General features: G+C 63.7%; 8 protein-coding genes. 6 read left to right on the top strand and 2 right to left on the bottom strand.

All coding sequences use genetic code 11. The features are described 5' to 3' along the window. Positions 1–87: 87 nt before the first annotated feature. Both Spa11_RS10885 and Spa11_RS10880 read right to left on the bottom strand, forming a co-directional pair. Positions 88–945: a transposase gene (locus Spa11_RS10885; RefSeq protein ID WP_145112085.1), complete on the bottom strand. Its 858-nt coding sequence runs from the start codon at positions 943–945 to the stop codon at positions 88–90. 185 nt (positions 946–1130) lie between these two features. Continuing rightward, entirely contained in the window at positions 1131–2630 is a 1500-nt protein-coding gene (locus tag Spa11_RS10880) for a DUF2961 domain-containing protein (protein ID WP_197529908.1), read from the bottom strand. 300 nt (positions 2631–2930) lie between these two features. Here Spa11_RS10880 and Spa11_RS10875 point away from each other — a divergent pair, with 300 nt between their 5' ends. The 6 genes from Spa11_RS10875 to Spa11_RS10850 all read left to right on the top strand — a co-directional run bounded on the left by Spa11_RS10875 (position 2931) and on the right by Spa11_RS10850 (position 12447). Further along, positions 2931–4133, top strand: coding sequence for an AraC family transcriptional regulator (locus Spa11_RS10875; RefSeq protein ID WP_197529907.1), 1203 nt, complete (start codon positions 2931–2933; stop codon positions 4131–4133). Between the two features lie 301 nt (positions 4134–4434). Beyond that, positions 4435–5346, top strand: coding sequence for a hypothetical protein (locus Spa11_RS10870; protein ID WP_145112077.1), 912 nt, complete (start codon positions 4435–4437; stop codon positions 5344–5346). Positions 5347–5466: 120 nt separating this feature from the next. Continuing rightward, entirely contained in the window at positions 5467–6501 is a 1035-nt protein-coding gene (locus Spa11_RS10865; protein WP_145112074.1) for a DUF1559 family PulG-like putative transporter, read from the top strand. 54 nt (positions 6502–6555) lie between these two features. After that, positions 6556–7683, top strand: a complete 1128-nt coding sequence (locus Spa11_RS10860) for a PEP-CTERM sorting domain-containing protein (RefSeq protein WP_145112071.1) — start codon at positions 6556–6558, stop codon at positions 7681–7683. A 291-nt stretch (positions 7684–7974) separates the two neighbouring features. Next, positions 7975–10176 carry an ADP-ribosylglycohydrolase family protein gene (locus Spa11_RS10855; RefSeq protein ID WP_145112068.1) on the top strand — a complete coding sequence of 734 codons (2202 nt, stop codon included), beginning with the start codon at positions 7975–7977 and terminating at the stop codon, positions 10174–10176. Positions 10177–10371: 195 nt separating this feature from the next. After that, the gene (locus tag Spa11_RS10850) at positions 10372–12447 is read left to right on the top strand and encodes a glycoside hydrolase family 172 protein (protein ID WP_145112065.1); all 2076 of its coding nucleotides are present in this window, start codon (positions 10372–10374) and stop codon (positions 12445–12447) included. Positions 12448–12559: the final 112 nt, after the last annotated feature.

Raw genomic sequence — 12559 nt, 5'->3', positions numbered from 1 at the left:
GGATGCTGTGGGGCATTCTACGGGGGGCGGAGCGGGTGGGTAGCGATTTGGTTGCGGCGGCTTATTTAGCCCCCGATCATTGCAACGTTATGCAGTTGCTATCACGAGCTTTTGTCGTTTGAGGACGCGGAGGGCGTTGAGGAGGAGCTTGGCTTGGACCCAGAGGTGGACGCGGTGTTGGCGGCGGACCCAGCTTGGCAGGGGGCCCAGGCCGCCGGCGAAGCTGGTGAGGTTGCCGAAGCAGCGTTCGATCGGGTCGCGGAAGGCGAGCACGGCTTGTCCGAAGGGACGGCGGAGCATCTCCAGGCAGTGCACACGGCTGGGCTCGTGGCGGCGATGCCCCAACGCCTGCCCCGGCCGCTGCTGCTGGGCGATGATCTGATGACGCGGCGAAGCCACGCGGTGCAGCGGGTTGCTGTCGTACTGACGGTCCCCCGTCACATAGCCCTCGCCCGGCAGCTCTTCGAGCAGCGGACGAGCGGCCGTCGCGTCGCCCGTGTTCATCGGCTCCACCCGCCACACCGAAGGGAGCGGGCCCTCGCCCCACACCACGTGCAGCTTGTAGCCCTTCGCGAAGCGGTTGGCCGCCCGCCCCACGCGCGCGTCGGGGTCCTTGCTGTAGGAACCGATCGGCAGCGGCTTGCTGTCGATCCGTTGCAACCACCAGCGCCGCGGGTCGCCCCCCAACGCCTGCTCCAGACGGCCCAGCAGCTCCCTCACGCCACGGCTCCGTAGCCGGCGGCTCATCGTCGATTGCGACGGGAACGGAACCGATAGCTGCGGCGGCCAGTTGTCGGGCTGGCAGGCCCAGCTGGTGGGCCGGTCGTGGACCACCGCCCATAAGAACACCGCCACGACCTCCGACGCCCGGTAAAACCCGCTCGTCCAAACGTTGTCCAGCCGCCTGGCAATCGCGTACAGTTGCTCCCAGAGTTCGCGTTCCATCTGGCTTCTCCCTTGGTTGGTCCCAAAAGAGATTCAGTAGAACGCGAACTCCCTTCTTTTAACCCCTGCTAGCAACTGCATAACGTTGCATTGACCGGGGGCTAAGTGTGTAGGGTAGGCCCCGCCTGCCGGTGTTGCATTTGACTCTGGCGCTGGCAGGCGAGGCCTGCCCTACGAGCCGCTCGCTACTCGATCGCGTTGAGCTCCATCACATCGACACCCAGGAAGTACCCCGTGCTGTCATCGGCCTTGCCAGCGTTCTTGAACGTCAGCGTGTGGTCGCCCGCAGTGAGTTCGACCGCTTTGGCGACGTGCGGCAGCAGCGACTGTTCGGCGGCGTAGAGATCGAGCTTCGGGAGGATCACGTTGCCATCGACCAGCACGTCGTAGACGCCGTAGTCCTTGGCGTGGGTTGTCATCAACTTGAGGTCGTACTTGCCTTTCTTCGCAACCTTGAACGGCAGCTCGATCGACTCCCCTTCGCTCATCGGTCGCCAAAAGAGCTGGGCGCCGTGGCTCCAGTGATCGCCGGCTTGGGTTTCGTACTCGCCGCTCGTCGCATTGCCCTTCACCGCTTCGGCTTCGATGACGGTCTTCACTTCAGGATAGAGACGCTCCGACCCCGAGGGGAACTTCGGGAACGGCTTGTGCGGTTCGAGCTGGTACCAGTAGGCGACCGACGCGTAGTCCTCGGTGCGTGGGCCGTAGCCGGTGGCGACTTCGCCCTTGTCGTTGAACACGGCGCCCTTGTGCTCGATCTCCATGCGGAGCGATTTGTCGAAAACAACTGGATCAGCAATGTGCCAGCGGTAGGCCGTGATGCGGCCGAACTGCTGGTAGTGGTCGAAGACCGGAACGCCGTAGAACGGGCTATTGAACTCTCGGAAGCCCCAAGCGTCGCAAAAGTAGTCCTCGGTGCCCGTGCCGCGGATGGAGGGATCCCTCTCACCATCAATGTAGAAGAAGTCGTCCCCTTCACCGAACCAGCCTCCGGTACGCTGGCGGACGTTGATCACCGTGCCGACGTAGTGGCCGCGGCCCTCGATGTCGGCGATCTGGTAGTTTTCGCTCGTCGTCGGGTAGCTCTGACGGTACTGGGCGTGGAAGTACGGCGTGTCGTTGGGGAGAGACGGCAGCTTACGCCAGTCGACGTAGTAGTAGAACGCGTCGACTGGCTTGCCCCCTTCGTTGGTGACGGTGATCTTGGCGCCTTTGCGGAAGGGCATCGGCCAGTAGCAGTTGCGGGCCCGGCCCTCGGCGCTAACGGTCACGGGGAGCGACTGCATCGAACGATCATCGCCGTGGCCGATGACGAAGAAGTCGCCGAGCGGAGCCTCGACCGACGGGTGCTCTTCGCCGTCCCAGTACATGCGGACGACAACCGCGCGCGAGACCTTCGGGTCCTTCGAGGCGATCGTGTTCCAGATGTGCTCGATGCGGCCCGGGCCTTCGAGGTCGGCGATCACGAGGGTTTGGCCCGGCGCGATCGGACGGGCGTCGCTGTTGCCGTTGCGCCAGTCCCAGATGTCGCTTGAAGAGGACCGCATCGAGCGGCCTTCCTGCAATCGGTCGAGCCCGCTGAGTGGGCCCGTCTGACCGCCGAGGATCGCGGGCGATTGCGCCGACACCCCGCTGACTTGAAGAGCGATGGAGAAGACAATAGCGACGAACGAAGTGGTTTTCATCGAGGAGTGGAGCAAAGATGGAGACGAGTGGGTGGCTGCGAATCGGTGATAAATTTTATTAACCACGGAGCCACGGAGGGCACGGAGCGACGCACTGAGAAACCAGCTCTGTGCTTTCCTCCGTGCCCTCTGTGTCTCTGTGTCTCTGTGGTTATTCTGAAGCAGGGACAAGCGCCTACGCAGATCGCTCCGTTCTTCCGCTATTGCCGGCAGCGGCCTATGTTTTCGCTTTCGATCGCTGGCTGAGGGCCTTTCGCACTCTCGCCGAACGAGCGCCTCGCGGCGCAGGAGACTTTGACCTTGGCGACTTCGACGCCGCAGACTTTGAGCAGCCGCCGAGTCGCCCTCATCATGGGGCAGGACCTGGCCTACAACCGCGAAGTCATGCGCGGCGTGCAAGCCTACGCGCACTCGAAGACCGGCTGGGTGATCCGCGACGGTCCGCTCGCGCGCTACGTGCTCAAACCGCTCCGCGAATGGAAGCCTGACGGCATTATTGCCCATCTTTACGACCGCAAGATTGCCGATGAGTTGGTGGCGTTGGGCGTGCCGATGGTGAACACCACCAGCACGCTCGCCGACCTCGACGTGCCTCTGGTCGAGGCCGATCACTTGGCGGTGGGACGGATGGCGGCGGAGTACTTTCTCAGCCGGGGGTTCCGGAACTTCGGCTTCTTCGGCAGCGCGCACGCGGGGTTCTCGCGGGACCGCGAAGAGGGCTTCCGCGACGCTCTGGCGAAGAAAGGCTTTAGCCTCACGTCGTGCTACGCCGAGTACCTGCCGCGACCCCTGGCCGGAGTGAGCTGGGTGAACGTCGATGACCGCGTCCGTGCCTGGCTCAACGAGTTGCCCAAGCCGGTCGCCATCCTGTCGAGCAACGATGTGCCGTCGCGCGAATTGGCCGACATCTGCCAGCAGCTCGAGCTTGCGGTCCCCGACCAGGTCGCTCTGCTGGGCGTCGATAACGACGAACTCGAATGCAACCTGGCGACGCCGCCGCTGTCGAGCATCGTGATCCCCTCGCAGCGCATCGGATACGAGGCCGCCGAGGCGATCGACCGGCTGATGTCGGGGGAGGCCCTGCGTCAAACGAGAAATTACCTCCCGCCCGTCCGGGTGGCGACGCGGTTCTCGACGGACACCCTCGCAATCGAGGACGCCGATTTGCGGGTCGCGTTGGCCTACATCCGCAGTCATGCGCACCTGCCCATCGATGTCGAGGCGGTGCACGAGCACGCCGCCGTGTCGCGGAGAATGCTGGAGAGGAAGTTCCGGGAACAATTGGGCCGGACCGTGCTGGACGAGATCCGGCGGGCGAGGATCGAGCTCGCCAAACAGCTGTTGATCGAGACCGATCTGGCGATGCCGGCGATCGCCAAGCGGGCCGGATTCTCCGGCGCGAGGCGTTTGGCGGTGGTCTTCCGTGAGGAGGAAACGATTACTCCCACCGAGTTTCGCGAATCGGTGCGGCGACGCAACGGCTTGTCGCATTCCGAAACCTGATTTCCGCATTCGCGTGTAGCAAACCGCGAGTTCCCGAGCCATTTTGTACAGCAGAGGCAACCTCTCGCCTTGCCAGCAAAAGGTCAACTACTTGAGCAGGCCGTGAGAGGACGCCGCCCGGACGAGTTCTCATCGCGTTTTCGAATCCTCTTCGAGCCGGCCCACTAACCGGGCATCAGTGGTTCGCGCCGTTGGGACTAGTGCGATGGCGACATGAGATCGTCGGCCGCTGCGGCTGTTGCGTCGCTTCTTTGATTTACCTTTTCAAACGCTGTCTCTTCTAACTCTTGTGGGGCGCCTAATGAACGTGAAACACCTTGCCGTCGCCTTGATGTGCGCCGGCGCGATGACAACCACCGCCCAGGCCAGCACGGTCACTTACGCGGGCACGCAGTACGACATTGGCGGCACGTTCTTTCCAGGCGGCGGCCCCGCTGACGCCAACGCGTATGTCGTCGCCGGCTGGCGCGGCAGCGACGTGGCGAAGACCCACGACCTGGACAGCAACAACACCTACGGCAGCGCTGGCTACGCGATGTTCGGCACGCGTTTCGACTACCCGAACGCCAACGCCACCGGCGGCAACGCCTTCGTGAATCCCACCGACAACAGCGTGTTCCCGAATCTGATCGACCTGCCGAATTGGGTCTCCGGCAGTCAGATCCTCGCCAGCCGGAAGGCGGGCGGATGGGGTTATGCGCTGATTGACGACCCACAACTCACCAACGGCCCCCGCGACTTCACTTGGGGCGCCTCGCAGACGCCGGCGTCGGTGTTCCAGCCGCCGTACGTGAAGCTAGGCATCCTCGACGGAACAGGCACGCCGAGCGGCGCCGATGGCGTCGGCGCTCCGGCCGAGCGCTGGAGCTTCACCCTCGGCGCCGACGCACCGGAAGTGTTCCGCGTCGGTGTGATGACCGATGGCTTGGACTCCACCAACTGGGCGCCGAGCGAGGTTCGGATTTCGTCGAGTCTCGGTGGCGGGCAAGTGAGCACCGGCACGGTGACGAAGAACCGCTTCATCGACATGCACTTCTTCGACATCGTCGGCGGGCAATCGGGCGAGACGTTTACGTTCTACGCCTTCAACCCCGGCGGCGGCAGCGCAGGCATTTCGGGCTTCACTTTCGAGATTCCCGAGCCGGTCTCGGCGACACTTGTCGGTCTCGCAACGATTGTCGTGACGGTCGGGCAACGCCGCAGCCGTTGCTGATGGATTCGAGTGAACCAGACACCCGGAGGGCCACAGGGGACGCCACGTTGCGTTCCCTGTGGCGCCTAGAGGGGGACGACAGAGAATTTCAGGCGTTAGAACGGATTGAGGAAGGCAAACATGCGGAATTTTTCAACTCGTCGAGCGAATCGATCGCGGCGCTGCGGGGGCGGGTTCACGCTCGTCGAGCTGCTGGTCGTCATCGCGATCATCGGCATCCTGATCGCCTTGCTGCTGCCGGCCGTCCAGGCGGCGCGTGAAGCGGCGCGGCGGAACGCCTGCTTGAACAACGTCAAGCAGCTGACGCTGGGCGTCCTCAACCATGAGAGCGCTGTAACGCGACTGCCAGCCGGCTTTACGACGCTCGATGGCTCGGGCGACATCAATCACACCTGGGCGACTTACACACTCCCCTACTTGGAAGAGGCGTCGCTCTTCGGGCAGATCGACTTTGATAAACCGGTCTTCGAGCCGTGGGAGGACGCCGGTCGCACCTGCCCCCACTCCGCGCCTTGGACCTATACACAGTTGCCGCTGTTCCTCTGCCCCTCCGACACAGGACCCGACATCCACACCGGCGCCGCGGCGTGCTTTACCCACGGCAACTACGTCGCAAACACCGGCTGGTTTCCCTGGTACCAGGCGTTGCCCAAAGCTACTTACGACTTCGTTCGCAAGAACGACCTCCAGAGCTCGGGGCACGACAAGAGGGGCGTGTTCGAAAAGGTCTATAGCGAAGCCAATGAAGGGTTGGAGCTCCGCAAGATCTCTGACGGGACCAGCAAGACGGTGATGCTGGGTGAGTGCCGCCAGTTCCCGGGCGAAGACTCTCGAGGCCTGATCTACTTGGCCAGCTGTTTGTACTCACACGAATTCCTTCCGAACGCCAGAGCACTCGATAAACTGGAGTACTGCGCTGACGGGCCTAACGGCACGGACGACCGCAACGGCGAACTCTACCCCGAGGCGCCGTGCAGTTCGCAGAACATGCAGTTGCCGCGGGGCCCGATGGCGCAAACGTCCCGTAGCGTTCACCCCGACGGGGTCGTTGTTTCGTTTTGCGACGGCCGCGTCGAGTTCGTCAGCGACGATGTGGAAGAAGCCGTCTGGCGCGCCGTGTCGACCCGCTCCAACGGCGAAACCGAATCGCTCTAAGCACGCGCCACGTTCTGACAGAATTAACTTTTCTCGCATGGCGGAACCGCTCTCATGTCTCTTCGCATCCTAACTCTGCTTCTGCTAGCGACTGCCTTGGCTCACTCGGCAGACGCCGTCGATTTGAGCTTCGTCGGCTCGCATTACAACATCGGCGGGACGTTCTTCCCCGGCGCTGGTCCTAACGGGAATCCCAACCGCCCCTACGTTGTCGTCCCGTGGCGGACCTCCAGCACGGCGAATGTCTACAGCGCTGTTGATGAGGACGGCCAGCGCTACTACGGCCGCGACGGCTACGCGGTGTTCGGCACGCGGTTCGATTATCCTAGCGCGTACGTCGCCCCCGGTTCGAGTGCGGCGCCAGGCGACCCGATCATCGAGTCGCTCTTCCCAAACCTCATCGATCTGCCTGATTTCGTGGTCGATTCTCAAGTGCTCGCGAGCCGGGTCGTCGGTGGTTACGGCTACGCTTTGATCGACGACCCCACCCAGACCGCCGGGATCCGCAACTGGGCGTGGGGAGAGTCGCAGTCGCCGCAGTCGTTCGGCCAGGCGCCTTACGTACAGCTCGGCATCCTCGACGGCTGGGACCAGTTCGGCAACGACCCGGCAAACCCCAACCCAGAGGCCCTCCCCGCGGGGCGATGGGGGTTTGCCGTCGGTGAGGGGACACCTGCCGCGTTCCGCCTGGGTGTCATGTCGGACGGCACCGACAACGCCAACTTCGTTCCTGAGGAGATCTTCTTGGCACAAGTCACCTCACTCGCCGGCGGCGCCGTGCTCGACTTCGTCAGCAGCGGGACGATCACCGCCAATCGCTTTGTCGATATGCACTTCTTCGACATCACCGACGCGCAGCCGGGCGATCTGTTTGCAGTGGGCGTGAAGGCGCAAGACGGGTCGATCTCGTTTGGCAACTCGGGGCTGGCGGGCTTCAGCTTCGACATCCTGCCTGCTGCGCCGGGCCTTACCGGCGACTACAACACCGACGGCGTCGTGGACGCCGCTGACTATACCGTCTGGCGTGACGGCGGCGCGCCCGACAATGGCCCGGCGGGTTACACCCTGTGGGCCGAGAACTACGGCTCGACTTTGCCCCTACCGCTGTCGGTCCCAGAACCGTCTACCGCGCTGTTGGCGGCTCTGGCGATGGTGGGAGCCGTACGTCGGCGTGTTTCCTAAGCTTCGGGTCGCTTGGCTCCCCGTCATTGACCGGGGCTAAGTGAGGTGGACCCAATTGAAGTGGGGCAGGCCTCCGCGAAATGCGGCGTCGTATCGTCGCGCCGCCGAATGTTCATTCGGGGTGGTAGAGCGCTGTGGCGTGTGGCGTGACGCCGCCGCGCGTCATGGCGCTTTGTCTTCTGACGCACGTGTGTGATCGAGTTCACGCCGACGCTGAGGCCCGCGACTTCTTACGCGCTTTTAGCCAGCGCCTCCGTTAAAATAGTGATTCTTACGAAAGTGCCTGGCTAAGTGCCTCGCACGATCTCGACTCCGAGCACCTACCTATCGATGCACCTGCGCTTTTTATTGCTGACGCTTTGCTTGTTCGCCGCGATCGGTTCGCGTTCGCTTGCCGAGGAACGACGGCTGCCGCTAGAGGTTTACGTCGACAAGATGAAGGCGGGTTGGCTCGGGCAGATGGCGGGGGTCGGATGGGGCTTTCCAACGGAGTTCCGTTTCAACGGCAAGATCATCCCGGCCGCGGAGATGCCGGCGTGGACGCCCGAGATGATCAATCAGTACGACCAGGACGATCTCTACGTTGAGATGACGTTCCTGCGGACGCTCGAGCAGCACGGGCTGGGCTGCTCGATCCGCCAGGCGGGGATCGACTTCGCCAACAGCGGTTATCCATTGTGGCACGCGAACGACGCGGGCCGGACGAATCTGCGCCGCGGCATCGCCCCGCCGGCCTCGGGGAGCCCGCCGCACAGCGATCATACGGACGATATCGACTACCAGATCGAGGCCGACTACAGCGGCTTGATCGCTCCGGGCCTGCCGCAATCAGCAATCGACCTGGGCGAGAAGTTCGGCCGGCTGATGAACTTTGGCGATGGTGTTTACGGTGGGCAGTTTGTCGGCGCGATGTACGCCGAGGCTTTTTTTGAAGAGGACCCGAAGCGGATTATCGCCGCGGCGCTGCGGAGCATCCCGGCCGAGAGTCAGTACGCCGAGATGGTTCGCGACGTGGTCGCCTGGCACGAAGAGAATCCCGAAGAGTGGGAAGCCGTCTGGCGGCTCGTTGAGGCGAAGTACCACAAGAGCCCCGGCTACGTGCACGGCCTCTGCTGCGGCCCGGGAAGCGAGGATCACTTCTGCATCGACGTGAAGCTCAACGGCGCTTACATCCTGATCGGGATGCTGTATGGCGAGCGCGACCCCGACCGGACCATCACGATCGCGACGCGTTGCGGCCAGGATTCGGACTGCAACCCGTCGAACGCCGCGGGCGTGCTGTTCACAACGATGGGGACGGCGGCGATCCCCGAGCGTTACACCTCCGCCCTGCAAACCGACCGGCGATTCAGCCACACGACTTACACGTTCGACGATCTCGTGCGGGTCACGGAGAAGCTCTCCCGCGAAACGGTGCTAAGGTACAGCGGCAGGATCGAGATGGACGCCGATGGCAACGAGGTGTTGGTAGTTCCCGTCTCAGCGCCGAAGCCTAGCAAGCTCGAAGCGAGCCACAGCACCGAGCCTGTCGCCGAAGAGCGGTTCACCGCGGACGAAATGGCGCAGATCGAGACGGCAGAGGCCGCCGAGAAGCAGCCTACGACTTTGGTCGAAAGCGGCGAGTTCATCCACATCTACGATCCGGGCGTCGACGAGGAAGAGGCATGGTACGTGAACGACCACTGCTTCATTCAAGACAGCGACGGGCTGTGGCATCTGTTTGGCATCACGCACGCCGAGCCGCTCGACCCGGCCGACGAGGACGACTTCGCCCACGCAACGGCGACGACGCTGTTGCAGCAGCCGTGGAACAAACGGCCGTTCGCGTTGAGCGTCGCGACCGAGGCGCCATGGCGTGAGGAGCACTTATGGGCGCCGCATGTCATCGAGCATGATGGGCTCTTCTACATGTACTACTGCGCCGGTGACGCCGACCACTCGAAGTACAAGCTGCACTTAGCGACGTCGGCCGACATGAAGGAGTGGACCCGCCATCCGGAGAACCCGATGGTGGTGGACGGCTACGACGCCCGCGACCCGTTCCTGCTGCGGCACGACGGCAAGTGGCTGATGTATTACACGGCCAACGCCAAGCCGGAGGGGGGCAACCACATCGTCGCCTGCGTCGAGAGCGACGACCTGCTGCACTGGGGCGAGCGCCGCGTCGTCTACACCGACACCGAGAGCGGGACGTTCGGCGGGCCGACGGAGTCGCCCTTCGTGGTGCGCCGCGGCGACAAGTTCTACTTGTTCATCGGCCCGCGCGGCGGCTACGACGGGACCGACGTGTTCGTTAGCGACTCGCCTTACGATTGGAAGGTCGAGAATCAGGTCGGCCACATCCCGTCGCACGCCGCGGAAGTGGTCCGTGACGAGAAGGGCGATTGGTGGGTCAGCCGCGCGGGCTGGGGCCGCGGCGGCGTGTACTTGGCGCCGCTCACTTGGCGTGATGGACTCGACGACGCGCCGACAAACGTCCCCGTCGCCAAGTAGCCCAGCAAATGCGTCACCACCATGAGCCGTAGATGCTAGCCTCGGGTGGCGTCCCAATCGAGTTTCACGCAACAAGTGAGGCGAAGCGTAGCGACCGAACCGAGGGCTAAGGCCCCGCGGCTAGTAAGGTGCTGCCAACAGGATCAGCCGGCACGCCTTAGCGTCCGGTTCTACTGCTCTTAAAACGCTTGAGACATGCACTACTTATTTACGATCTCGCTTCTGGCCATCCTTGCCAGCACAACGACCGCCGAGCCCGTCACGACCGCCACTCTGATTCATGAGATGGTCGACTTCGAGCGGCTCTGCGAGACGCCCGAGCACGCTTACAAGACGATCCAGTTCACCTCCTACGACCGGCGGAGCCAGGTCCCGGGCGGGCCGCACTGGTTCGAGAACTCCGACGGCTTCGGCGGCGCGCCGATCCCGCCGTTCGAGAAGGTGCTTAAGGAACCGGACGCGGAAGGCGTCGGCGAGTACCTGCTAGCGGACGTCGAAGGCCCCGGCGCGATCGTGCGGACTTGGACCGCCAATATCAACGGGACGATCCGCGTCTACCTCGACGGCGCCGACAAGCCGATCTACGACGGCCCCGCCGAGCAGTTCATGCACCGGCCGTACGAGGCGTTCCTCGAAGGGAGCGGCGTCGCCGCCGAAACGCTGCGTGGGACTCTGTACCAACGCGACGCGGCGTACTGCCCGATGCCCTTCGCGAAGCGTTGCCGCATCGAGTGGATCGGCGACCAGAAGCAGCTGCACTTTTACTATGTGCAGGTTCGCAAGTATGAGGGCAAGGACGTTGAGGTAAAGTCCTTTCGCGCCGACGATCTGAAGATCCATGCGGATGTCGTCAAAGAAGTCAGCCTCATCCTCGCCCACCCGGATGGCATTGGGCTGTCGCCTGATAGCAAGTCGCACGACTTCGACCTGAAGCTCGCGCCGGGCGCGCGGAGCGAACCCCTGCGGGTCGAAGGCCCCGGCGCTTTGGAACGGCTGCGGCTGTTGGTCGAGGGCGCCGACGAGCGGGCGGCGTTGCGGCAGACGGTGATGAACGTCACTTGCGACGGTTGGTCGAAGGCCCAGGTGCAGTCGCCGGTGGGAGATTTCTTCGCCGCGGCGCCGGACGTGAATCCTTACGTTTCGCTGCCGTTCACGGTGCAGGACGATGGCTGGATGACGAGTCGGTACCTCATGCCCTACAAAGAATCGCTGGTCGTCGAGTTTCACAACCTCGGCGAGCAAGAGGTCCGCATCCGCGGTGAGGCGAACACCAAAGCGCGCGATTGGAATGACGATCGCACGATGCACTTCTACGCCCGCTGGCGGGTGACGCACGGCATCGCGACGCCGCCGGCGCTCGACATCCCGTTCCTCGTCGCGGGCGGGACGGGGCGCTATGTCGGGACGGCGTCGCTGATGATGAACACGGCCCTAGGAACCCATCAGGGCGGCACGTGGTGGGGCGAAGGGGATGAGAAAGTCTTCGTCGATGACGACAAGACGCCCTCCTGGTTCGGCACCGGCTCGGAGGACTACTACAATTACGCCTGGAGCGCGGAAGACATCTTCGCGTACCCCTACTGCGGCCAACCCCGCAACGACGGCCCCGGCAACCGCGGCTTTGTCGCGAACTACCGTCATCATTTCCTCGACGACCAGCCCTTCGAAGACCGCATCGCGTTCTACCTGGAGTTGTTGTCGTACCACCCCGTCGAGGATTTCAGCTACGCCCGTCAGGCGTATCACTACGGGCGGCCCGGCATCATCGATGATCATGTGACGATCACCGCCGAAGACGTCCGCATCCCACGGCTACCGGCGCCGTGGGTCCCGAACGCTCAGAACGCCTCGGCCGGCGCGACGTACTTTGAGCCCGAGACCCTTACAGCGCAACCACACCAACTCGAAGACGGCGAGGTCTGGTCCCACGGCAAGTTGATGGCGTGGCGACCGCAGGCCGATGGCGAGACGCTGCGGCTCAAGCTCCCCGTCAAGAAGGCGGGCAAGTACGAGGTGCGGATCGGCCTCGGTTTTGACGGGCGTTCCGGCGCGGTGCGGGCGACGCTTGACGGCGAGCCGTTCGGCTTCGGCGTCGGCGCCGATAGGGACGAGGTCGATCTCTACGAAGGCCGCCGGACGATGCTACGGGCGTCGGAGTCCCAGCAACTCGAGCTGAGCGAGGGCGAGCACGTCATCGAACTGATGTTCGACGACAAGGGCCGCGAAGACGCGCGGCTGGGCGTCGATTTCATTTGGCTCCAGCCGCGTTGAATCAACAACCAGGGTTGCTGATGGTGGGAGGCGTCTCCCGACGCCGATTACGCACACCATTCCGCAACGGCATGGATACTGTAATCGGCGTCTGGAGACGCCTCCCACATGA

The sequence above is a fragment of the Botrimarina mediterranea genome, assembly GCF_007753265.1.
Classification (GTDB): Bacteria; Planctomycetota; Planctomycetia; order Pirellulales; family Lacipirellulaceae; genus Botrimarina; species Botrimarina mediterranea.
The sequence above is the reverse complement of the archived record's forward strand: the minus strand, read 5'-3'. Positions and strand labels throughout refer to the sequence as shown.

Bases quoted from the DNA above. Each gene is read 5' to 3' on its own strand.
- Spa11_RS10885 (WP_145112085.1), bottom strand. From the start codon at position 945: ATGGAACGCGAACTCTGGGAGCAACTGTACGCGATTGCCAGGCGGCTG.
- Spa11_RS10880 (WP_197529908.1), bottom strand. From the start codon at position 2,630: ATGAAAACCACTTCGTTCGTCGCTATTGTCTTCTCCATCGCTCTTCAA.
- Spa11_RS10870 (WP_145112077.1), top strand. From the start codon at position 4,435: ATGAACGTGAAACACCTTGCCGTCGCCTTGATGTGCGCCGGCGCGATG.
- Spa11_RS10865 (WP_145112074.1), top strand. From the start codon at position 5,467: ATGCGGAATTTTTCAACTCGTCGAGCGAATCGATCGCGGCGCTGCGGG.
- Spa11_RS10860 (WP_145112071.1), top strand. From the start codon at position 6,556: ATGTCTCTTCGCATCCTAACTCTGCTTCTGCTAGCGACTGCCTTGGCT.
- Spa11_RS10850 (WP_145112065.1), top strand. From the start codon at position 10,372: ATGCACTACTTATTTACGATCTCGCTTCTGGCCATCCTTGCCAGCACA.